Raw genomic sequence first — 21,009 nt, 5'->3', positions numbered from 1 at the left:
GAGCGGCATGGTATCGTTCGGCCTTGCCGCGATGGGGCCAAATGCGGGCCACGCGCGTGGCGAGCGCAAATGCAAGCAGATTGGCAAGCGCAAGCAGATTGGCAAGCGCAAGCGGATTGGCAAGCGGATTTGCAGGTAGAGAGGGAGCGAGGATGAGCGGTACGGTCAATGGCGGCGAGGTGCGGGCGACGGCCGAGACGGCGGACGCGACGGACGCGGCGAATGCGCGGGACCGCGCGTGGCCGTCCGCGACGCTGCTGCTGATCACCTACAACCAGCGACGCTTCATCGCCGACGCGATCGCCGGCGCGCTGGCCCAGGACTACCCGGACCTGGAGATCATCGTCTCGGACGACGCCTCGACCGACGACACCTTCGCCGCCGCGCAGCAGGCGCTGCAGGGCTACGCCGGCCCGCATCGCGTGACGCTGCGGCGCAATCCGGTCAACCTCGGCATCAGCGGACACCTGAGCCAGCTGGTCGAGCTGTCGCACGGCGAGCTGATCTTCGTCGCCGCCGGCGACGATATCTCGCTGCCGACGCGCTGCCGCGAGGTCGCCCAGGCCTGGCTCGCGCACGGCCGCAAGCCGGACCTGATCGCCACCGACCTGATCGACATGGACTACGAGGGCACCGACCACGGCACCATCGCGCACAGCGAGCTCGGCATCTATGACAGCGTGGACCGCTGGATGGCCGAACCGCCGGTCGTCATCGGCGCCTCGCATACCTGGACCCGCCGGCAGTTCGAACGCTTCGGCCCGATCGCGCCGGGCATGATCTCCGAAGACCAGATCACCACGCTGCGCGCCGTGCTCGGCGGCGGCGCCATCACGCTGCGGCGGCCGCTGGTGCGCTATCGCCGCGGCGGCGTCTCGGGCAAGCGCAAGTGGCGCACGCCGGCCGACTTCGTCAGGCGAATCCAGCTGACCAACCGCAGCTCGCTGGCCGAGACGCTGCAATTCATCCAGGACGCCGAACTGGCAGGCGCCGGCGATGCGATGCGGCGCCACAAGGCCGGCAAGCTGGCGCGCGAAACCTTCACGCGGGACATCTTTGCCGCCACCAGCACCGGCGAGCGCCTGCGGCTGCTGTTCGGCTCGCGCGGCGTACGGCTGGGCCACCGGCTGCGGATGTTCCTCTATGCCGCCTGCCCCGGCGTCTATGCGCCGTTCTTCGCACTGGGGAATCTGGTGAAGGGAATGAAGGGATGAAGGGGTCAGGGGATGAAGCGCTGAGGGGCTTCGGTACTCCTGTCTGCCGCGTGCGGGAGAGAGGCTTGGAGAGAGGAAGCGGGCGCTTCCTGTAACCCTCAACGCTCGCTGAACCGCCCTGTTGGCTCTCCCCTACCCTCTCCCGCAAGCGGGAGAGGGAGCCGGTAACACCCGATATCGGGAAGGCACGCGTCCCGCCAGATCGATGCCTCGCTGGCCCCTCACTCGTACAGCGTACTGACGCACTCCGGCGACAGCGCCGCGCGCAGCGCCGCCAGCGTGTCGTCCGACGGCACCACCTGCCACGCCTGGCCCAGCACCGCCTCGCAGACCGCCGAGGCGCTCGCGTACTGGATGCAGACCGGCAAGCCCGCGCCGCCGGCGGATTGCGCCAGATGCGGGGTCAGCAGTTCGCGCAGCATCGCGGTCGACGAATTGCCGTTCAGCGACAGCTTCAGCGCGCGCGCATGGCGGATGCGGGCAGTGGTCAGATCCATCACCGTTTCCGCGGTGAAGCGCACGCCGCCGGTGAAGGTGTCGTGGCGCGCATTGCCCTGCGCGATCAGCAGTTCGTCCTCGCGGAACATGTGCCGGTTGGCGTCGAACAACTCGTTGAACACCGTCATTTCGATCTGCCCGGTGCCGTCGTCGAGCAGCACGATCAGCATCTTGCCGCGCTGGGTCATCTGGGTGCGGATGCCGGTGATCACGCCGGCGACCATCTTGCCGCGCACGTCGCGGCCATAGCCGCCGCCGTTGCCCTGCACTTCCTTTTCCAGCGCGGCCAGCGTGCCCTTGACGAAGCGCCGCACCTCGTCGCGATAGGCATCGAACAGGTGGCCGGAGAAGTAGTAGCCGAGCGCCTGCTTTTCTTCCTGCAGCATGCGCTTGGGCGTCCACGCCGGCTCGTCGATCAGCTCGGGACGGTGCGCGTCGCCGTCGTCGGCCATCAGGTCGAACAGCGACACCTGGTTGGCCGATTCGGCCTTCTGCTCGGCCGCCTCCATCGCGCGCGGCACCGAGGCCAGCAGCTGGGCGCGGTTCGGATGCAGCGTGTCGAAGGCGCCGGCGCGGATCAGCGCCTCGATCGTGCGGCGGTTGACCTGGCGGCGGTCGACACGCTCGCAGAAGTCGAACAGGTCGGTAAAGGGCCGTTCCTCGCGCGCGCGCAGGATGTCCTCGATCGCGCCCTGGCCCGAGCCCTTGATGCCGCCCAGTCCGTAGCGGATCGTCTTCGCATCGGTCGGGGCGAAACGGTATTCGCTGGCATTGACGTCCGGCGGCAGCACGCGCAGCCCGTTGGCGCGGCAATCCTCGTAGAGGATCTTGACCTTGTCGGTGTCGTCCATCGCCAGCGACATGTTGGCCGCCATGAATTCGGCCGGATGATGCGCCTTCAGCCATGCGGTGTAGTAGGCCAGCAAGGCATAGGCGGCCGCGTGCGACTTGTTGAAGCCGTAGCCGGCGAACTTCTCCATCAGGTCGAAGATCTCGTCGGCCTTGTCGGCCGACAGCCCGTTCTTCGCGGCGCCCTCGCGGAACAGCTCGCGATGCTTGGCCATCTCTTCGGGCTTCTTCTTGCCCATCGCGCGGCGCAGCAGGTCGGCGCCACCGAGCGAGTAGCCGCCGATGATCTGCGCCATCTGCATCACCTGCTCCTGATAGACCATGATGCCGTAGGTCTCTTTCAGGACGGGTTCGACGCGCGGGTCCGGATATTCCACCTTCTCGCGCCCGTGCTTGCGCGCGCAGAAACTGGGGATCAGGTCCATCGGACCCGGGCGGTACAGCGACACCAGCGCGATGATGTCCTCGAAGCGGTCGGGCTTGGCGTCCTTGAGCATGCCCTGCATGCCGCGGCTTTCCAGCTGGAACACCGCCACCGTGTTGGCGGACTTCAGGATGTCGAAGGCGGCCGGATCGTCGAGCGGGATCTGGCTGCAATTCCAGTCGGCCTTGCCCGGATCGAGCCGGCGGATATAGCGCTCGGCCCAGTCGAGGATCGTCAGCGTGGTCAGGCCCAGAAAGTCGAACTTGACCAGGCCGGCGGCCTCGACGTCGTCCTTGTCGTACTGGCTGACCACGCCGCTCATGCCGTCGTTCTGGCCGCCCTGCGTGTACAGCGGACAGAAGTCCGTCAGCTTGCCCGGCGCGATCAGCACGCCGCCGGCGTGCATGCCGACGTTGCGGGTCATGCCTTCGACGCGCTGCGCCAGCTCGAGCAGCTGGCGCACTTCCTCTTCGTTGTTCTCGCGCTCGGTCAGCAGCGGCTCTTCCTTCTTGGCCTCCTCGATCGTCACCAGCTTGCCGGGCTTGAACGGGATCAGCTTGGCCACGCCGTCGACGAAGTTGTAGCCCAGATCGAGCACGCGGCCGACGTCGCGCACCGCGGCCTTGGCCGCCATGGTGCCGAAGGTGGCGATCTGCGACACCGCGTCCTTGCCGTACTTCTCCTTGACGTACTGGATCACGCGATCGCGGCCGTGCTGGCAGAAGTCGATATCGAAGTCGGGCATCGACACCCGCTCCGGATTCAGGAAACGCTCGAACAGCAGCGCGTACTTCAGCGGATCGAGGTCGGTGATGCCCAGCGCGTAGGCGACCAGCGAGCCGGCGCCCGAGCCGCGCCCCGGACCGACCGGCACGCCGTTGTTCTTGGCCCAGTTGATGAAGTCCGCCACGATCAGGAAGTAGCCGGGGAACCCCATCTTGATGATGATGCCGGTCTCGAACTCCAGCCGCGCGTAATACTCGGGGCGCTTCGCCTCGCGCGTCGCCTCGTCGGGGAACAGCACCTCCAGACGGCGCTCCAGGCCCTCCTTCGACATGTGCACCAGATAGTCGTCCAGCGACATGCCGTCCGGCGTCGGGAACAGCGGCAGGCGCGGCTTGCCGAGCTCGAGCGTCAGGTTGCAGCGGCGCGCGATCTGCACCGCGTTCTCGAGCGCCGACGGGATGTCGGCGAACAACGCGCACATCTCGTCCTGCGTCTTGAAATACTGGTCGGTGGTGAAGCGGCGCGCGCGGCGCGGATTGGCCAGCAGCTCGCCCTCGGCGATACAGACGCGCGCCTCGTGCGCGGTATGGTCGTCGGGGGTCATGAACTGGACCGGATGCGTCGCGACCACCGGCAGTTGCAGCGCCGCGGCCAGCTGCACCGCGCGTTGCACATAGGCCTCGGTGCCAGGATGGCCGGCGCGCTGCAGCTCGATGTAATAGCGCTGCGGGAACACGGTCGCCCAGTGCCGCGCGGCGCGCTGAGCGGCCGCCTCGTTGCCGTTGGCCAGCGCCTGGCCGACGTCGCCGCCCATCGCGCCGGACAGCGCGATCAGGCCGCTCGACAGCGGCAGGCCGTCCTCGCCGGGTTCCTCGAACCACCCCGGCTCGAGCTCGGCGCGGCCGCGGTACTGGTTCGACAGCCAGGCGCGCGACAGCAGCACGCACAGGTTCAGATAGCCGCGCCGGTCCTGCACCAGCAGCAGCATGCGCGCGGGCTTGTCGCGATCGTCGGCGTTGGTCAGCCAGACGTCCGCGCCGACGATCGGCTTGACGCCGCCGCCGCGCGCCTCCTTGTAGAAGCGGATCAGGCCGAAGGCATTGGCCAGGTCGGTCAGCGCGAGCGCGCCCATGCCATCGGCGGCGGCGGCCTTGACCGCATCCTCGAGGCGGACGATGCCGTCGACGATCGAGTATTCGGAATGGAGACGGAGATGTACGAAGCGGGGCGAAGACATGGGCGCCATTGTACCGGCGCGCGCTGGCCGCCGGGCCGCCGGGCCGCCGGCGGGTAACGAAATCCGCATGCGCAAGCGGTTGCGCGGCGATCCGCGCTTCAGGCACGGCGCCGCCCGCCTGCCCGAGCCGCTATAATTTCGCGTTTCCAATCAGGCAGTTAATGGCGGCACCGCGGCACGGTTCACGGACCGGCCCCGGCACCTGCGCGGGCACCGCCCGGCACGACCGGCATGCCGCCACGCCATCCTCCGCAGTCCATGCAGATCGTCAATATTTCCGCCTACAAGTTCGTCACCCTGAACGACATCGACACGCTGCGCGCCGCCCTGCGCGAGCGCTGCGAGGCGGCCGGGCTCAAGGGCACCATCCTGCTCGCTCCCGAGGGGATCAATCTGTTCCTGGCCGGCGGCCGTGAAGGCATCGACGATGTGGTGGGCTGGCTGCGCGCCGATCCGCGCTTTGCCGACCTGGAGCCGAAGGAGAGCCTGTCGGAGACCCAGCCGTTCAAGCGGATGCTGGTGCGGATCAAGCGCGAGATCATCACGATGAAGATGCCGCTGATCCGGCCGGAGGAAGGCCGCGCGCCGTCGGTACGCCCCGCCGACCTGAAGCGCTGGCTCGACCAGGGCCATGACGACGAAGGCCGCCCGGTGGTGATGCTCGACACGCGCAATGCGTTCGAGGTCGCGGTCGGCACCTTCGAGCAGGCGGTCGACTACGGGCTGCAGAAGTTCAGCGACTTCCCGGCCGTGGTGGCGCAGCACAAGGACGAGTTCGCCGGCAAGACCGTGGTGTCGTTCTGCACCGGCGGCATCCGTTGCGAGAAGGGCGCGATCCATATGCAGCAGGCCGGCATCGAACGCGTCTATCAGCTCGAGGGCGGCATCCTGAAGTACTTCGAGGAGGTCGGCGGCAACCACTATCGCGGCGACTGCTTCGTCTTCGACTACCGCACCGCGCTCAATCCCGAATTGCAGCCGGCCGGCCCCAGGCAATGCTTCGCCTGCCGTGCGGTGGTCACGCCGGAGGAGCAGCAGAGCCCGCACTACGTCGTGGGCGTCAGCTGCCCGCACTGCCATGCCGACCGTGCGGCGCAGCGCGAGTCCGAATCGAAGCAGGAAGGGAAAGCGGCGCGGGCCTGATCGCCTGCACGCCGTCGCCAGGCATGCGCCCGCGCGCTAGGCCGCCAGCAGGTGGTACAGATTGCGCAGCATGCCCGCGGTCGCGCCCCAGATGAAACGATGCCCGCCGCCCTCGCGCGGATACGGCATCGCGTAGAACATCCGCTCGCCGTCGACCCAGCGGAACAGCCGCCGCTGATGGCGCGACGGATCCATCAGAAAGGCCAGCGGCACCTCGAACACATCGGCGACCTCGCGCGCATCGGGGCGCAGCGTGAAGCCATCGCGCACCAGAGCCACGACCGGGCTGACATGAAAGCCGGTGCCGGTGATGTAGTCCGGCAGCGCGCCCAGCACCTCGATGTAATCCCGCTCCAGCCCGATCTCTTCTTCGGTTTCCCGCAGCGCGGTGGCAACGCGATTGGCATCCTCGGGCTCCCAGCGGCCGCCCGGAAAGCTGATCTGTCCCGCGTGCGCGCTGAGGTTCGCGTTGCGCTGCGTCAGCAGCACGGTCAGGCCGTCGGCGCGCTGCACCAACGGCACCAGCACCGCGGCGTCGCGCAGGCTCTGCCTGGGGTCGTAGGCGCGCGACTCGTCGGTCAGCTCGGGCTGCCAGGCCGGCGGGCTCAGGAAACGATGGCGGATGAAGTCGGGCCGCAGGCGCGGCTCGGAAAGCGGCGGGTGTTGGCTGTCGACCGAGACGATCGGCAGCGCTTCGGGATCGAAGGCGGGGCGCATAGCGGCACAAGTATGACAGACCTCGCCGCGGCGCATCGGCCGCCGGGCGGCAGCCCGTCCACCATGCGGGCCATCGTCCATGGCCCGGGCAGAAGGGCACCAAGCAAAAAGGGCACCCGAAGGTGCCCTCGAAGACGGGGCGCGAACCCCGTCCATCGCTCCGGCCGGCGTGCCGGCCAGGCGCTGCGTCTTACTCGGCAGCCGCGACCTTCGAGGCCTTGGTGACGAGCTTTTCCTTGATGCGAGCGGACTTGCCCGAACGCTGGCGCAGATAGTACAGCTTGGCGCGGCGCACATCGCCGCGGCGCTTGACTTCGATGCCGGCGATCAGCGGCGAGTACAGCTGGAACGTACGCTCCACGCCCTCACCCGACGAGATCTTGCGCACGATGAAGGACGAATTCAGGCCACGGTTGCGCTTGGCGATCACCACGCCTTCGTAAGCCTGCACGCGCTTGCGGTTGCCTTCGACCACGTTCACGTTGACGACAACGGTGTCGCCCGGCGCGAATGCGGGGATGGTCTTGTTCGCGGTCAGACGCGCGATCTCTTCCTTCTCGATCTGCTCGATGATGTTCATCGTTTCTTCTCCTGTGCCATCGTGCCGGCGTTGCATGCCTCGCCTGATGGCGCGGCCCCGACAGAGGATGGGGTTTCAACTGGCGGAGGCTTGCCCCCGCCCTTCCTTCGCCGCCCACTCCGACAAGAACTTCTCGTCGGCCTTGGTCAGCAAACCTTGGCGGCGCGCGGACTCGATCAGGTCGGGCCGCTTGCGCGCCGTATTGGCCAGCGCCTGACGGCGCCGCCATTTTTCGATCTCGGCATGATGGCCGCCGAGCAATATCTCGGGGACCCGTACGCCTTCATATTCCTCGGGCCGCGTGTAGTGCGGACAATCGAGCAGCCCGTTGACGAAGCTGTCCTGCACCGCGGATTGCGCGTCGCCCAGCACGCCGGGCAGCAGCCGCACCACCGCGTCGATCAGCGCCATCGCCGGCAGCTCGCCGCCCGACAGCACGAAATCGCCGAGGCTGATTTCCTCGTCGACACGGCGGTCGATCAGGCGCTGGTCGATCGCCTCGTAGCGGCCGCAGATCAGCACCAGTCCGGGGCGCTGCGCCAGCTCGACCACCTTGGCGTGCGTCAGCGGCGCGCCCTGCGGCGACATCAGCACCACGTGGGCAGGGCTGGCACCGGCATCCGCCTGCGCCGCAACCGCGGCGTCGATGGCGTCTTCCAGCGGCTTGGCCAGCATCACCATGCCCGGACCGCCCCCATAGGGACGGTCGTCGATGGTGCGGTAGTTGTCGGTGGTGAAGTCCCGCGGATTCCAGCTGCGCAGCGTATAGCGCTGCTGCTTGGCAGCCCGGCTGGTGATGCCCCAGTCGGTCAGCGCGCGGAACATCTCCGGGAACAGCGTGATCACGTCGAACTGCATCCGTCTCACTCCTGTTCCATTGCCGCCATTGCCTGCCGTTGCCTTGCCGCCCTTGCTGCCGCGGCTAGTAGTCCAGCCCCCAGTCCACCACGATGCGCCTGCCGTCGATATCGACGTGGCGCAGATAGGCGTCGACGAAGGGAATCAGACGCTCGCCGGGCTTGCCATCGGGCAGCGCGTAGGCAACCTGCAGGATCTGGTGGGCGCCGTTGTCGATCAGCCCGGCGACTTCGCCCAGGGCTTCGCCCTGCTCGTTGCTCACCGCGCAGCCGATCAGATCGACCCAGTAAAACTCGTTCTCTTCGGGCGCGGGGAAATCCTCGCGCCGGATCCAGACGCGGCGCCCCTTGAGCGCCTCGGCCAGATTGCGGTCCGCCACACCGGATGCCTGTGCCACCACCGTGCCGCTATGCTCGCGCGACTGGGCGATCTTCAGGCACAGCGGCTCCGACTCGCGCGCCGCGGACTGGGCCACCGGCCTCGAAGCCGGAGCCTCGGGCTGCAGCAGCCACCAGCGCCGCGCATGCAGCAAGGCACCGGCGTCCTGCGCATGGGGCTGGACCTTGATCCAGCCGCGCACGCCATACGCGGCAGCCACATAGCCGACCTCGATCAGGTCTTCGGGCAGGGCTTGCGCATGCACCAGCGCGGCCGGGATACGGGCCTCGCGCACCTGGCGCACCTCGCGCGGCGTGCCGGTCCCTGTCCCTTTCCCGGTGGCACCGGGCGGCAGGTTCAACGGCCGCCGTTGCGTGCCGCGCGCGGACGTGGCCACGGCAGACTAGCGGTAGCGAAATCGGACAGCGAAAATCAGGCAGCGGCCTTGGCGCCCTGCTTGACCAGACGGGCAACGGTCGGCGACAGTTGGGCGCCAACGCCTTGCCAGTAGGTCAGGCGGTCTTGCGCCAGGCGCAGACCTTCTTCGCCTTGCGAAGCCAGCGGGTTGTAGAAGCCGATACGCTCGATGAAACGGCCGTCGCGGCGGTTGCGCGAGTCGGCTGCAACGATATTGAAGAACGGGCGCTTCTTGCTGCCGCCACGGGCCAGACGGATTACGACCATGGGTGAATTCCTCGAAAAACGGGGTGTTCGAACACGAAACGCAAGAGTATAGCCCAATTACTGAGGCCAAACAAACACTTAGGGTGTCTGACGGCGGCGCGGGCCGATTGACGGGCGCGTCACGCGTCGGCATCGTGGCAAAAACACCAATCGCAGGAGGGGTCGTGCGCTACTTCAGTCACTTTTCCACCGTCCTGGCCGGGCTTGCCGCCCTGCTGTCCCACGCGATCGCGCCGAGCGCGCAGGCCCAGTCGCTCGAGCAGATCCAGTTGCCGCCCGGGTTTCGGATCGAGCGCTTGACCGGGGACGTGCCGGAGGCGCGCGGCATGACGTTTTCTCCGGGCGGCACGCTGTACGTCGGCAGCCGCGGCGCCGGCAAGGTCTACGCGGTGCAGGCGCCGCTCAGCGGCAAGCCCGTGGTTCATACGGTTGCCAGCGGCCTGACGCTGCCGATCGGCGTGGCCTGGCGCGACGGCGCGCTCTATACCTCGTCGGTCTCGCGCATCCTGCGGCTGGATGGCATCGAACAGCGCCTGTCCAATCCGCCCAAGCCGGTCGTCATCAACAACCAGCTGCCCAGCGAGACCCACCACGGCGGACGCTTCATCGCCTTCGGTCCGGACGGCTACCTGTACGTGCCGATCGGCGCGCCATGCAATGTCTGCACGCGCGACGAGGGGCGCTACGCCAACGTGATGAAGATGAAGCCGGACGGCACGGACCTGCAGGTCGTGGCCAAGGGCGTGCGCAACACCGTCGGCTTCGACTGGCATCCAACCACCGGCGAGCTGTGGTTCACCGACAACGGCCGCGACTGGCTCGGCGACGACCAGCCGCCTGACGAGCTGAACCGCGCGCCGCGCGCCGGGCTGCATTTCGGCTTTCCCTATTGCCACGCCGGCAATCTGCGCGATCCCGAATTCGGCAAGCAGCGTCCGTGCTCGGCGTTCGAGCCGCCGGTGGCCCGCCTGGGTCCGCACGTGGCCGCGCTCGGCATGCGGTTCTACACCGGCACGCAGTTCCCCGCCGAATATCGCAACAACATCTTCATTGCCGAGCACGGCAGCTGGAACCGCAGCGAACGGATCGGCTACCGCATCACGCGCGTGGTGCTCGACGACAGCGGCAAGGCGGTCCGGCAGGAGGTGTTCGCGCAGGGGTGGCTGCAGGACGGTCAACCGTGGGGTCGGCCCGCCGATGTCGAGGTCGCGCCCGACGGTTCGTTGCTGGTCAGCGACGACATGGCCGGCGCAATCTACCGCATCCGCTATGCGCCATAGCGACGCCATCCACCGTCGAACGCCGCCCCGGGCGGCGCCCGCGCAGGCGTCGCCGAAGATGAGAACAGACCGCATTCGCAGGCGAAACAATCCGTTACACCGGTAACGGGATTGGCATAGGCGCCTGCTGGCAGCGCTGCGTACCATGATCCCAATCTTCTCGATAACGACAGCAAGCGAAGGCTTTGGGATTCCGCATGCTTTTCCGCTCTCTCCTGCGCGACGCCGCGGCCGCCACCGTGCTGGTGGCGTCGGTGCTCGGCCTTGCGGCCCTGAGCCATGCTCAGGGCGGCTGGTCGCGGCAAGGCGCCGACATGCGGGACGGCTTCGGCTTCGGTGCACGCCTGCTGCCGACCGGCATGGAACGCACCGTGATGCGCGCGGAAAGCCCTGATCACGTACGTGCCCAGATCGAGCGGATGGAAGCGCGCGCCCGCGCCGACAGCCGGCTGAACGGGCGCCCGAACCCACCGGCCGAACGCGGCCTCCCCGAACGTACGCAGACTTCCGACCGCAGCGCGCAGAACGGCGGCGGCGTGTCCGGAGACAATCGGCCCGCCAATGTCGGACCGGGCTGGCAAGGCTCCGGGCGCGAGACCACCCGCTAGTCCCCCGCGAACTTTCCCCGTCCGGATACGATCGGCGACCGCGCCAGGCGGCCGCCCTGACCTTTCGCGTTTGCCGGCCCCTTTCGCCCTTTCGCCCTTTCGCCGATCGCGATGGGCGCGGAATCCCGCACCGGAACTCCACCCGCCTTCCAACGGTCCAACAGCTTGTGGCGGCCGAAGCTGCGCCGCCACCAGGCTGCCGCCCGGCGCTGACCGGTGTTCAGCAGCGTGCCGTCGATCGCAGGCGGCGAACGCACACTGACATGCCCTCTCCTTCGGATCGTGTCGCGATGGGCGCGGCCTTCGTCCAACCAACCGACGAGGTTCGTATGCTATCCATGCTGACCGACCTGGCTCGACACGCGGGCCAGCTCACTCTGACCGTATTGTTCATGGGAATTCTGGCTGCCGTGCTGTACGGCGAAACCAATCTCGGCGTCCTGCTGGGCGTCGTGTCGAACGCGCCGCGCTGACGGCAATCGGACGCTGCTGCAAGACAGGTCATTGCAGGTTTTGCACCAGCGCCCCGGGCCGGTGATCGAATCAACGATCCACCGGCCTTCCAACGGGTCATCGAAGCGGGCGGTGCGGCGTACAATGTGCGCTGCACTGCCCGCTTCTATCGTATGGCCGCGTCTGAGTCTGCTTCCTGGCAGATTCTCCCTTCCTCATGTCCACGCCCATGTCCGCCGCTCCGTCCTCCGCCTCGTCCGCCTCTCCCGCCATTGCCGCCGGCATGGGCCGCGCGCCGATGCGCAAGTCCAAGCTGCTGACCGTTGCGCTGGCGTTCCTGCTCGGCAGCCTCGGCGCCCACCGCTTCTATCTGGGCGGGCTGCGCGACCGCTATGGCTGGCTGCACCTGCTGGCCACGCTGGCTGGCGCGCTCGGCATCGCTTCCATGGTGCTGCACGCCGGCTCGCCGGCGCTGAACTGGACCTTCGCGGTCGCCGGCGGCGCCTCGGTGATCAGCGCCTTCCTGGCGGCCATCGTCTATGGGCTGCGGCCGGACGAGCGTTGGGACACGCGCTTCAATCCGGACGGCGAACCGACCCGCTCCGGCTGGCCCGTCGTGATCCTGGTGATCCTGTCGCTGCTGATCGGCACCGGCCTGCTGATAGCAGGACTGGCCATCAGCTTCCAGACCTTCTTCGAGTCGCAGGTCGAAGCGGCGCGCGAGCTGTCGCAATAGCGCGGAACGACATTGCCGCGGCGGACATCGCAGCCGTGCGCGTGCGCCGTTCGTTTTGCTGATCCACGTCAACCCCATTGCGCCGTTCGTCGACCATACTGAACGCGATGTTTGCAAGGTCGGTGAACTCCAGGAGTGGACATGAACGTTCCCAGCTATGAAGTGGGCCGGGTGGCCGCGTTGACCGTCAGACTGATGCGCGCGTCCGGCCTGTCGCACGACGACGCGGTCGCCGCGCTGGACCTGGCCTGCAGGATGATGGACGACGACATGGCGCCGCGATCGGCCGGCCCGGTGCGGGCAGGCGCGGTGCGGCCCCATGCCGCGGCGAACCCTGTGCGGCCCGGCCGGCAATGAACTAGGCCGCCGCGAGCCAGCGGCGCACCGCGGGATGCACCGTCTCGCGCCAGCGTGCGCCGCTGAACAGACCATAGTGGTCGCAACGTTCGATCGTCAGCCGTTCGCGGCATCGTGTCGGCAGGCCGCTGCACAGGCCCTGCGCAGCATGCGTCTGTCCGGGCCCGGAAATGTCGTCGCGCTCGGCCTCGACGGTCAGCAGGCGGGTTCGCCGCAGACTGTCGGGACGCACCATCTCGCCGGCAACCCGCCACGCGCCCTTGGGCAGCAGCATCTGCTGGAACACCACGCGCAGCGTGTCGAAGAAGAATTCCGCGGTCATGTCGAGCACGGCACCGTATTGCGCGACGGCACGCTCGATCTCGCGCGCGGTATCCGCATCCACGGCCTGGCGCCGGCATAGCCAGTCGAACATCAGCGTCGCGTGCCGGTCCGGCTGCGCCGCGACCAGCGCCGGATATTGCAGGAAGCCCGGATAGATGCGCCGCCCCGCACCGGCATAGCCGCTGGGCACCACATCGATCGCGGTCGCCTCGAGCCACGGCAGCGACAGCGTGGCGGCGACGCGATCGAGCGTGGTGGGCCCGAGCCGCGGATCGATCGGCCCGCCCATCAGCGTCAGCGTCGCCGGCTCGGCGCCATCGGCTTGCGCGACGCGCGAGACCGCGGCCAGCACCGGCACCGTCGCCTGGCAGACCGCAAGCACATGCAGACCGGCGGGATCGAGCTGACGGATGAAGCGCTCCACCAGCAGCACGTAATCGTCAAGGCCGAAGGCGCCGGCTTCACGCGGCACATCGCGCGCATCGGCCCAGTCGGTGACGTAGACGTCCGCATGCGGCAGCAATGCCGCGACGGTATCGCGCATCAGCACCGCGCGATGGCCGGCCAGCGGCGCGCACAGCAGCACGCGCGCGCGCGGCTTGCGGCGGGACGGCGAAGGACACTGGAATGCCCGCAGCGTGCAGAACGGCGTCACGGCTACCGTGCTCTCGCTGACCGGCTTGCGCATGCCATCTACCTCGATGTCATCGAAGTCGAAACGGGCCGTGCCGAACGGCGCGAGCCAGGTCTGGAACCAGCGGTAGCAGTGTTCGAAACGGCGGCGGTGCGTGGCCGCGGCCAGCGGATACGGCCCGGCAGCGAGCGCCTGCTGGGTCAGCTCGCCCCACATCACGACCGGATCGAAGGCCGCGCGGCCGCCGTGCTGCATCAGATGGATCATGGCTTCCCCAAGGCGACGCCGAGATGGCCGGCAGCGCGACCGCACCGCAGGCGGCGGCGGCGGGCGCGGCGGATCGAACAGCCATTATGGACAGCGGGTCGCACTTGTACAAACCCGCAGGTTCAGAACAGCGAACCTTGTGCGTCGTCCTGTTGCTTGCGGGGACCCCGTGCGCCGCGGCGCATGCCGGCGGGCGGCGCGGGCGGGACAAACTGCGAGGTATCCAGATCGAAGCGGTGATAGCGAAAGCCGAGGCGATCGGCGGCCTTGTGGAAGCGCTGGCGCATCAGGTCCGCCCAGACCCCGGTGCCGCGCATGCGGGTCGAGAAATCCGCATCGTAATCCTTGCCGCCACGCATCTCGCGGACGCGATTCATCACGCGCTCGGCCCGGTCGGGGAAATGCGCCTCCAGCCATTGCTGGAACAGTGGCGCGACCTCCCACGGCAGGCGCAGCACGATGTAGTTCGCATAGACCGCGCCGGCCTCGCGCGCCGCCTCCAGAATGCGCTCCAGATCGGGCTCGGTGATGAAGGGAATGACCGGCGCCACGCTGACCGCGACCGGAATGCCGGCCTCCGACAGCGTGCGGATCGTCCGCAGCCGTCGCGACGGCGTGGCCGCGCGCGGCTCCAGCGTGCGTGCGATCTCGGCATCGAGCGTCGTGATCGTGATCGCGGCGACCGCGAGCCGCCGGGCGGCCATCGGCGCCAGCAGATCGATGTCGCGCTCGATCAGCGACGACTTGGTGATCAGCGCGACCGGATGGTGGCATTCGTGCAGCACCTCCAGCACCTGGCGCGTGATGCGCTGGGTCCGCTCGATCGGTTGATAGGCGTCGGTGTTGACGCCCAGCGCGATCAGCTCGCATCGGTAGGACGGCCGCGACAGCGTCTCGCGCAGCCGCTCGGCGGCATTGGCCTTGGCGAACAGCTGCGTCTCGAAGTCCAGCCCCGGCGACAGGTCGAGATAGGCGTGCGTCGGACGCGCGAAGCAATAGATGCAGCCATGCTCGCAACCGCGATAGGGATTCAGCGAGACGCCGAACGGAATGTCCGGCGACGAATTCCGGCTGAGGATGGAGCGGGCCTGCTCCTGCGTGACGCGGGTGATCAGCTTCGGCGGGGCCGGTTCGGCGGCGGCGCCTTCCCGGCTCTCGCCGCCCGCGGCGGCCTCGTGCTCGCCGATGTCGGCCGGACCCCAGCCATCGTCAAAGGGCTCGCGGGTATCCCGCTCGAAACGCCCCTGCAGATTGCTGACGGCACCACGCCCCTTCAGCGGTCGAGGCGGTGGCCGCAGCATCGCCGGCTCGGCGGCGGCGTCATCCGCCGTCCGGCCCGCTTCGCGAGAGCCGGTGTGGCGTCCCTTGCGCGCGTTGTCCTTCATCTCATGCAGGCTGGCTCTTCTCGTCGACGGGGATGGCCAGCGTCTCCTTGATCTCTTCCATCACGACATAACTCTTGGACTGGGCGGCACCTGGTAGTTGCAGCAGGATGTCGCCGAGCAGCCGGCGATATTCGCCGATCTCGCGGATGCGCGCCTTGATCAGGTAGTCGAAATCGCCCGACACCAGATGACACTCCATCACCTCGGGAATGCGCAGCACCTCGCGCCGGAACTGCTCGAACATGTTGCCGGCCTTGTTGTTCAGCGTGATCTCGACGAAGACCAGCAGCGCGCTGCCCAGCAGGGCCGGATTCAGGCGGGCGTAGTAGCCCATGATGACACCGTCGCGCTCCATCCGCTTGACCCGCTCGATGCACGGCGTGATGGTCAGCCCGACCGCCTCGGCGAGGTCTTTCATCGAGATGCGGCCATCGGCCTGCAGCACGGCGAGAATGCGGCGGTCGAGGCGGTCCAGGCCGCGTACCGGCTGGCGGGTCGTTCTCATGATTTTTTCCTTTTTTAGGGAAATTTTCGGTAATTATGACTGGTTTGATTGCAATACCATAGCGGATATACCTTCATAAAACCGACATCCTGGTTGGGGTCCATCGCAATGCGTGTTCTCGTTCTTGGCAGTGGCGTGATCGGCGTGACCAGCGCCTGGTATCTGGCCCGTGCCGGCCATCAGGTCACCGTGATCGATCGCGAAGCGGCGCCGGCGCTCGGCACCAGCTTTGCCAATGCCGGCCAGATCTCCCCCGGCTATGCCTCGCCGTGGGCGGCGCCCGGCGTGCCGCTGAAGGCCATCAAATGGATGTTCCAGCAGCATGCGCCGCTGTCGATCCGGCCCGACGGCACGCTGTTCCAGCTGCAGTGGATGTGGCAGATGCTGATGAACTGCAGCGCCGACCGCTACGCGGTCAACAAGGAGCGCATGGTGCGGCTGGCCGAGTACAGCCGCGACTGCATCCGCGCGCTGCGCGCCGAAACCGGCATCGCCTACGAGGGCCGGCAGCAAGGCACGCTGCAGGTGTTCCGCACCGACGAGCAGCTCGAAGGCGCGGCCAGGGACATTGCCGTGCTCGAGGAAGCCGGCGTGCCCTATCAATTGCTGTCGCGCGAGGATCTCGCCGCGAGCGAACCGGCGCTGGCCGCGGTCAGCCACAAGCTGACCGGCGGCCTGCGCCTGCCCAACGACGAAACCGGCGACTGCCAGCTGTTTACCCAACGGCTGGCGGCCATGGCCGAGGGCCTGGGCGTGCAGTTCCTGTACAACCGGTCGATCGACAGCCTGATGACCCAGGGCACCGCGGTGACCGGCGCCATCGTCGGCGGCGAGCCGATCTTCGCCGATGCCGTGGTGGTCGCGCTGGGCAGCTGGTCGACGCCGTTCATCAAGGACTTCGTGCGCATTCCGGTCTATCCGCTGAAGGGGTTCTCGATCACCGTGCCGATGACCGACGCCGCGCGCAGCCCGGTGTCGACGGTGCTGGACGAGACCTACAAGGTCGCAATCACCCGCTTCGACGACCGCATCCGCGTCGGCGGCATGGCGCAGATCGTCGGCTATGACCGTTCGCTCGATCCGGCCAAGCGCCGCACGCTGGAACACGTGGTGACGGACCTGTTCCCGGGCGCCGGCGACGTGGCGCGCGCCTCGTTCTGGACCGGCCTGCGCCCGATGACGCCGGACGGCACGCCGATCGTCGGCCCGACGCCGGTCAAGGGGCTATGGCTCAATACCGGCCACGGCACGCTGGGCTGGACCATGGCCTGCGGCTCCGGCAAGCTGCTCGCCGACCTGGTGTCCGGCGCCTCGCCCGCGATCCGCGCGGAAGATCTGTCGGTGGCGCGCTATCTGCAGCAGACGGCCCGGCAGCCGGCACCGCGTCCGGCCACGGCCTGAGAAAAGACTGCGCAAAAAAAAGACGGCCAACCGGCCGTCTTTTTTTTTTTGCCTCCACCTCCACCGCCGTCAGAACTGCGCCTCGCTCAGCGCCAGCGCCGCCGGCGCGCCGGCCACGATCGCATCGCGAATGCCGCCGGCCTGCGACAGCACGTGCTCGGCGAAGAAATGCGCGGTAGCGATCTTGGCCTCGTGGAAGGCCGGGTCCTCGGCACGCCGCGCGTCGGCGGCCAGCATCGCGCGCCCGAGCTGCCAGCCCGAGAACACGATGCCGCACAGCTTCAGATACGGCACGCTGCCGGCAAATGCCGCGTTGGGATCGGTCTTGCCATTGGCCACGATGAAGTCGATCGCCTGCTCCAGCGCGGCACGGCCCTTGGCCAACTGCGCCTGCATCGCGGCGAACGGCGCGCCGCCGTGCGCGGCCAGCGCGGCCTCGGTCTCGGCAATTCGCGCGCAGATGCCGCGCGCGACCGCACCGCCATCGCGCACCGTCTTGCGGCCGACCAGATCGTTGGCCTGGATCGCGGTGGTGCCCTCGTAGATCGGCAAAATGCGCGCATCGCGATAATGCTGCGCCGCGCCGGTCTCCTCGATGAAGCCCATGCCGCCGTGGACCTGCACACCCAGGCTGGTCACGTCGATCGACAGCTCGGTGCTCCAGCCCTTGATCACCGGCACCAGGAATTCGTAGAACGCCTGGTGTTCGCGGCGTACCGCCTCGTCCGGATGCTGGTGCGCGGTATCGCAGGCCGCCGCGCCGACGTAGGCCAGCGCCCGCGCCCCTTCGGTCAGCGCGCGCATCGTCATCAGCATGCGCCTGACGTCCGGATGATGGATGATCGTGACCGCCTGCCGGGCCGAACCGTCGACCGGGCGGCTCTGCACGCGCTCGCGGGCATAGGCCACGGCCTGCTGATAGGCGCGCTCGGACACCGCGATGCCCTGCATGCCGACCGAGAAGCGGGCCGCATTCATCATGATGAACATGTACTCGAGGCCGCGGTTCTCCTCTCCGACCAGCGTGCCGATCGCGCCGCCGTGGTCGCCGAACTGCAGCACCGCGGTCGGGCTGGCCTTGATGCCCAGCTTGTGCTCGATCGACACGCAATGCACGTCGTTGCGCGCGCCCAGCGAGCCGTCCTGGTTGACCAGGAACTTCGGCACGATGAACAGCGAGATGCCCTTGACGCCTTCCGGTGCATTCGGCGTCCGCGCGAGCACGAGATGGACGATGTTCTCGGCCATGTCGTGCTCGCCGTAGGTGATGAAGATCTTGGTGCCGAACAGCTTGTAGGTGCCGTCGCCCTGCGGCTCGGCGCGCGTGCGCACCGCCGCCAGGTCCGAACCGGCCTGCGGCTCCGTCAGGTTCATCGTGCCGGTCCACTGGCCCGAGATCAGCTTGGGCAGGAAGACCTGGCGCTGCGCGTCGCTGCCGGCGGTCAGCAGTGCCTCGATGGCGCCGTCGGTCAGCAGCGGGCACAGCGCGAACGACAGGTTGGCCGAATTCAGCATCTCGTTGCAGGCGGTGGCGATCAGCTTGGGCAGACCCTGGCCGCCGAATTCCTGCGGATGCAGCACGCCCTGCCAGCCGCCCTCGCCGAACTGGCGGAACGCCTCGCGAAATCCCGGCGTGGTGGTGACCGCGCCGTCCTTCCAGCTGCTCGGCTCGATGTCGCCGGCGCGGTTCAGCGGCGCGATCACCTGCTCGGTGAACTTGGCCGCTTCCTCGAGCACCGCCTGCGCGGTGTCGGCCGTCGCTTCCTCGAAGCCTGGCAGCTGGCTGATGGCATCCAGCCCGGCCAGTTCGTTGATCGCGAACAGCATGTCCTTGAGCGGGGCGCGGTAGGTCATCGAAGTCTCCGTTATCGCAATGGGTCGCTGCAGCCTGCTGACTGCAATCGTTCGATGCAGCGTATAAAAAAGCCGCTCGCGGGCGGGCCCGGAACGGCTTGTCTTGGCTTTTCCTTTTTCTTGTGCTGGCCGGCTTCGTCCTGCCGCGGCACCGGGCGGCGCCGCGGCAGGGCCTGCGATCAGCCCAGCGCCGCCACCAGCTCCGGCACCACGGTGTTCAGGTCGCCCACCAGGCCGTAGTCGGCGACCGAGAAGATCGGCGCCTCGGCGTCCTTGTTGATCGCGACGATCACCTTGGAGTCCTTCATGCCGGCCAGATGCTGGATCGCGCCCGAGATACCGACGGCGATATACAGCTGGGGCGCGACGATCTTGCCGGTCTGGCCGACCTGGTAGTCGTTCGGCACGAAGCCGGCGTCCACCGCCGCGCGCGAGGCGCCCAGCGCGGCGCCCAGCTTGTCGGCCAGCGGCGTCAGCACCTTGGTGTAGTTCTCGCCCGAGCCCACGCCACGGCCGCCCGACACGATGATCTTGGCGGCGGTCAGTTCGGGGCGATCGCTCTTGGTCACTTCACGCGACACGAATTGCGAGATGCCGGCATCGGCCACGGCGGGCACGGTGTCGACCGAGGCCGAACCGCCTTCCGCGGCGGCCGGATCGAAGGCGGTGCCGCGCACGGTGATCACCTTGGTCTTGTCCGACGACTTGACCGTGGCGATCGCGTTGCCGGCATAGATCGGGCGCTCGAAGGTGTCCGGGCCGTCGACCTTGGTGATGTCCGACAGCTGGGCCACGTCCAGCTTGGCGGCGACGCGCGGCAGCACGTTCTTGCCGTAGGCGGTGGCCGGCGCCAGGATGTGGCTGTAGTCGCTGGCGATCGCCAGCACCTGCTCGGCGACGTTCTCGGCCAGGCCTTCGCCGAAGTACGGCGCGTCGGCCAGCAGCACCTTGGTGACGCCGGCGATCTTCGCGGCGGCCTCGGCGGCGGCCTGGGCGTTGGCGCCTGCCACCAGCACGTGGACGTCGCCGCCGCACTGGGCCGCGGCGGTCACGGTATTCAGGGTCGCGCCCTTGATCGATTGATTGTCGTGTTCAGCAATGACGAGTGCAGTCATGTTCGTATCTCCTGGCGCGCTTAGATGACCTTGGCTTCGTTCTTGAGCTTCTGCACCAGCGTCGCGACGTCCGGCACCATCACGCCCGCGCTGCGCTTGGGCGGCTCGACGACCTTCAGCGTCTGCAGACGCGGCGCCACGTCGACGCCCAGGTCTTCCGGCTTCACGGTTTCCAGCGGCTTCTTCTTGGCCTTCATGATGTTCGGCAGCGTGACGTAGCGCGGCTCGTTCAGGCGCAGGTCGGTGGTCACCACCGCCGGCAGCTTGACCGACAGCGTTTCGAGGCCGCCGTCGACTTCGCGGGTCACCGAGGCCTTGCCATCCGCGATCACGACCTTCGAGGCGAAGGTCGCCTGCGGCAGGCCGGCCAGCGCGGCCACCATCTGGCCGGTCTGGTTGGAGTCGTCGTCGATCGCCTGCTTGCCCAGGATCACCAGCTGCGGCTGCTCCTTGTCGATCAGCGCCTTCAGCAGCTTGGCCACGGCCAGCGGCTGCAGGTCTTCGCTGCTCTCGACGAGGATGCCGCGGTCGGCGCCGATCGCCATCGCGGTGCGCAGCGTTTCCTGGCATTGCGCCACGCCGCAGGAGACCGCCACGACCTCGGTGGCCACGCCGGCTTCCTTCAAGCGGACCGCCTCTTCCACGGCGATCTCGTCGAACGGGTTCATGCTCATCTTCACGTTGGCCAGGTCGACGCCCGAGCCATCGGACTTCACACGGACCTTGACGTTGTAGTCAACCACGCGCTTGACTGCGACGAGTACTTTCATGCGCTCACTCCA

At 68.0% G+C, this 21,009-nt stretch carries 20 protein-coding genes; 8 read left to right on the top strand and 12 right to left on the bottom strand.

The window, feature by feature from the left end; all coding sequences use genetic code 11:
- Nucleotides 1-152 precede the first annotated feature (152 nt).
- Complete coding sequence (locus FOB47_RS14230) at nucleotides 153-1,214, top strand: glycosyltransferase (protein WP_174781367.1); 1,062 nt, start codon at nucleotides 153-155, stop codon at nucleotides 1,212-1,214.
- Nucleotides 1,215-1,435: 221 nt separating this feature from the next.
- Here FOB47_RS14230 and dnaE read toward each other — a convergent pair whose 3' ends face one another.
- Nucleotides 1,436-4,948, bottom strand: coding sequence for a DNA polymerase III subunit alpha (gene dnaE / locus FOB47_RS14225; RefSeq protein WP_174781366.1), 3,513 nt, complete (start codon nucleotides 4,946-4,948; stop codon nucleotides 1,436-1,438).
- A 258-nt stretch (nucleotides 4,949-5,206) separates the two neighbouring features.
- Between dnaE and FOB47_RS14220 the strand changes: the two genes are divergently transcribed.
- Nucleotides 5,207-6,091 carry a sulfurtransferase gene (locus tag FOB47_RS14220; protein WP_174781365.1) on the top strand — a complete coding sequence of 295 codons (885 nt, stop codon included), beginning with the start codon at nucleotides 5,207-5,209 and terminating at the stop codon, nucleotides 6,089-6,091.
- Between the two features lie 36 nt (nucleotides 6,092-6,127).
- On the opposite strand, the gene FOB47_RS14215 is transcribed toward FOB47_RS14220, so the two are convergent.
- The 5 genes from FOB47_RS14215 to rpsP form a co-directional block, all read right to left on the bottom strand.
- Nucleotides 6,128-6,808 carry a CoA pyrophosphatase gene (locus FOB47_RS14215; RefSeq protein WP_053821339.1) on the bottom strand — a complete coding sequence of 227 codons (681 nt, stop codon included), beginning with the start codon at nucleotides 6,806-6,808 and terminating at the stop codon, nucleotides 6,128-6,130.
- A 190-nt stretch (nucleotides 6,809-6,998) separates the two neighbouring features.
- A complete protein-coding gene (rplS, locus tag FOB47_RS14210) occupies nucleotides 6,999-7,388 on the bottom strand; it encodes a 50S ribosomal protein L19 (protein ID WP_053821338.1) in 390 nt (129 codons plus the stop codon).
- A gap of 75 nt (nucleotides 7,389-7,463) precedes the next feature.
- A complete protein-coding gene (trmD, locus tag FOB47_RS14205; RefSeq protein WP_174781364.1) occupies nucleotides 7,464-8,246 on the bottom strand; it encodes a tRNA (guanosine(37)-N1)-methyltransferase TrmD in 783 nt (260 codons plus the stop codon).
- A gap of 64 nt (nucleotides 8,247-8,310) precedes the next feature.
- A complete protein-coding gene (gene rimM, locus FOB47_RS14200) occupies nucleotides 8,311-9,021 on the bottom strand; it encodes a ribosome maturation factor RimM (protein ID WP_390884808.1) in 711 nt (236 codons plus the stop codon).
- Nucleotides 9,022-9,056: 35 nt separating this feature from the next.
- Nucleotides 9,057-9,308: a 30S ribosomal protein S16 gene (rpsP, locus tag FOB47_RS14195; protein ID WP_006577009.1), complete on the bottom strand. Its 252-nt coding sequence runs from the start codon at nucleotides 9,306-9,308 to the stop codon at nucleotides 9,057-9,059.
- 164 nt (nucleotides 9,309-9,472) lie between these two features.
- On the opposite strand from rpsP, the gene FOB47_RS14190 reads away from it, so the two are divergent.
- The 5 genes from FOB47_RS14190 to FOB47_RS14170 all read left to right on the top strand — a co-directional run bounded on the left by FOB47_RS14190 (nucleotide 9,473) and on the right by FOB47_RS14170 (nucleotide 12,742).
- Nucleotides 9,473-10,588, top strand: a complete 1,116-nt coding sequence (locus tag FOB47_RS14190; RefSeq protein WP_053821336.1) for a PQQ-dependent sugar dehydrogenase — start codon at nucleotides 9,473-9,475, stop codon at nucleotides 10,586-10,588.
- Nucleotides 10,589-10,785: 197 nt separating this feature from the next.
- Entirely contained in the window at nucleotides 10,786-11,196 is a 411-nt protein-coding gene (locus FOB47_RS14185; protein WP_053821335.1) for a hypothetical protein, read from the top strand.
- Nucleotides 11,197-11,459: 263 nt separating this feature from the next.
- Nucleotides 11,460-11,669 carry a hypothetical protein gene (locus FOB47_RS14180; RefSeq protein WP_144425751.1) on the top strand — a complete coding sequence of 70 codons (210 nt, stop codon included), beginning with the start codon at nucleotides 11,460-11,462 and terminating at the stop codon, nucleotides 11,667-11,669.
- A gap of 209 nt (nucleotides 11,670-11,878) precedes the next feature.
- On the top strand, nucleotides 11,879-12,385 hold the full coding sequence (locus FOB47_RS14175; protein WP_390884809.1) for a TM2 domain-containing protein: 507 nt from the start codon (nucleotides 11,879-11,881) through the stop codon (nucleotides 12,383-12,385).
- A 141-nt stretch (nucleotides 12,386-12,526) separates the two neighbouring features.
- Entirely contained in the window at nucleotides 12,527-12,742 is a 216-nt protein-coding gene (locus tag FOB47_RS14170) for a hypothetical protein (RefSeq protein ID WP_053821332.1), read from the top strand.
- 1 nt (nucleotide 12,743) lies between these two features.
- Here FOB47_RS14170 and phaZ read toward each other — a convergent pair whose 3' ends face one another.
- From phaZ to FOB47_RS14155, 3 genes are all read right to left on the bottom strand, one after another.
- Entirely contained in the window at nucleotides 12,744-13,967 is a 1,224-nt protein-coding gene (gene phaZ, locus FOB47_RS14165; RefSeq protein WP_053821331.1) for a polyhydroxyalkanoate depolymerase, read from the bottom strand.
- 122 nt (nucleotides 13,968-14,089) lie between these two features.
- The gene (locus FOB47_RS14160) at nucleotides 14,090-15,268 is read right to left on the bottom strand and encodes a PA0069 family radical SAM protein (protein ID WP_053823021.1); all 1,179 of its coding nucleotides are present in this window, start codon (nucleotides 15,266-15,268) and stop codon (nucleotides 14,090-14,092) included.
- Nucleotides 15,269-15,353: 85 nt separating this feature from the next.
- Entirely contained in the window at nucleotides 15,354-15,857 is a 504-nt protein-coding gene (locus FOB47_RS14155) for an Lrp/AsnC ligand binding domain-containing protein (protein WP_053821330.1), read from the bottom strand.
- A 108-nt stretch (nucleotides 15,858-15,965) separates the two neighbouring features.
- Between FOB47_RS14155 and FOB47_RS14150 the strand changes: the two genes are divergently transcribed.
- The gene (locus FOB47_RS14150; protein WP_174781363.1) at nucleotides 15,966-17,258 is read left to right on the top strand and encodes a D-amino acid dehydrogenase; all 1,293 of its coding nucleotides are present in this window, start codon (nucleotides 15,966-15,968) and stop codon (nucleotides 17,256-17,258) included.
- Nucleotides 17,259-17,327: 69 nt separating this feature from the next.
- On the opposite strand, the gene FOB47_RS14145 is transcribed toward FOB47_RS14150, so the two are convergent.
- The 3 genes from FOB47_RS14145 to FOB47_RS14135 all read right to left on the bottom strand — a co-directional run bounded on the left by FOB47_RS14145 (nucleotide 17,328) and on the right by FOB47_RS14135 (nucleotide 20,997).
- Entirely contained in the window at nucleotides 17,328-19,112 is a 1,785-nt protein-coding gene (locus tag FOB47_RS14145; protein ID WP_174781362.1) for an acyl-CoA dehydrogenase, read from the bottom strand.
- Between the two features lie 179 nt (nucleotides 19,113-19,291).
- Nucleotides 19,292-20,227 (bottom strand): electron transfer flavoprotein subunit alpha/FixB family protein, encoded by a 936-nt coding sequence (locus FOB47_RS14140; RefSeq protein ID WP_053821327.1) that lies wholly within the window; start codon nucleotides 20,225-20,227, stop codon nucleotides 19,292-19,294.
- A 20-nt stretch (nucleotides 20,228-20,247) separates the two neighbouring features.
- Complete coding sequence (locus tag FOB47_RS14135; protein WP_053821326.1) at nucleotides 20,248-20,997, bottom strand: electron transfer flavoprotein subunit beta/FixA family protein; 750 nt, start codon at nucleotides 20,995-20,997, stop codon at nucleotides 20,248-20,250.
- Nucleotides 20,998-21,009 lie beyond the last annotated feature (12 nt).

The sequence above is a fragment of the Cupriavidus gilardii genome, assembly GCF_013347325.1.
Lineage (GTDB): Bacteria > Pseudomonadota > Gammaproteobacteria > Burkholderiales > Burkholderiaceae > Cupriavidus > Cupriavidus gilardii.
The sequence above is the reverse complement of the archived record's forward strand: the minus strand, read 5'-3'. Positions and strand labels throughout refer to the sequence as shown.

Coding starts and splice junctions, on each gene's coding strand:
- FOB47_RS14230 (WP_174781367.1), top strand. CDS start 153: ATGAGCGGTACGGTCAATGGCGGCGAGGTGCGGGCGACGGCCGAGACG.
- dnaE (WP_174781366.1), bottom strand. CDS start 4,948: ATGTCTTCGCCCCGCTTCGTACATCTCCGTCTCCATTCCGAATACTCG.
- FOB47_RS14220 (WP_174781365.1), top strand. CDS start 5,207: ATGCAGATCGTCAATATTTCCGCCTACAAGTTCGTCACCCTGAACGAC.
- FOB47_RS14215 (WP_053821339.1), bottom strand. CDS start 6,808: ATGCGCCCCGCCTTCGATCCCGAAGCGCTGCCGATCGTCTCGGTCGAC.
- rplS (WP_053821338.1), bottom strand. CDS start 7,388: ATGAACATCATCGAGCAGATCGAGAAGGAAGAGATCGCGCGTCTGACC.
- trmD (WP_174781364.1), bottom strand. CDS start 8,246: ATGCAGTTCGACGTGATCACGCTGTTCCCGGAGATGTTCCGCGCGCTG.
- rpsP (WP_006577009.1), bottom strand. CDS start 9,308: ATGGTCGTAATCCGTCTGGCCCGTGGCGGCAGCAAGAAGCGCCCGTTC.
- FOB47_RS14185 (WP_053821335.1), top strand. CDS start 10,786: ATGCTTTTCCGCTCTCTCCTGCGCGACGCCGCGGCCGCCACCGTGCTG.
- FOB47_RS14180 (WP_144425751.1), top strand. CDS start 11,460: ATGCCCTCTCCTTCGGATCGTGTCGCGATGGGCGCGGCCTTCGTCCAA.
- FOB47_RS14175 (WP_390884809.1), top strand. CDS start 11,879: ATGTCCGCCGCTCCGTCCTCCGCCTCGTCCGCCTCTCCCGCCATTGCC.
- FOB47_RS14170 (WP_053821332.1), top strand. CDS start 12,527: ATGAACGTTCCCAGCTATGAAGTGGGCCGGGTGGCCGCGTTGACCGTC.
- phaZ (WP_053821331.1), bottom strand. CDS start 13,967: ATGATCCATCTGATGCAGCACGGCGGCCGCGCGGCCTTCGATCCGGTC.
- FOB47_RS14160 (WP_053823021.1), bottom strand. CDS start 15,268: ATGCTGCGGCCACCGCCTCGACCGCTGAAGGGGCGTGGTGCCGTCAGC.
- FOB47_RS14155 (WP_053821330.1), bottom strand. CDS start 15,857: ATGAGAACGACCCGCCAGCCGGTACGCGGCCTGGACCGCCTCGACCGC.
- FOB47_RS14150 (WP_174781363.1), top strand. CDS start 15,966: ATGCGTGTTCTCGTTCTTGGCAGTGGCGTGATCGGCGTGACCAGCGCC.
- FOB47_RS14145 (WP_174781362.1), bottom strand. CDS start 19,112: ATGACCTACCGCGCCCCGCTCAAGGACATGCTGTTCGCGATCAACGAA.
- FOB47_RS14140 (WP_053821327.1), bottom strand. CDS start 20,227: ATGACTGCACTCGTCATTGCTGAACACGACAATCAATCGATCAAGGGC.
- FOB47_RS14135 (WP_053821326.1), bottom strand. CDS start 20,997: ATGAAAGTACTCGTCGCAGTCAAGCGCGTGGTTGACTACAACGTCAAG.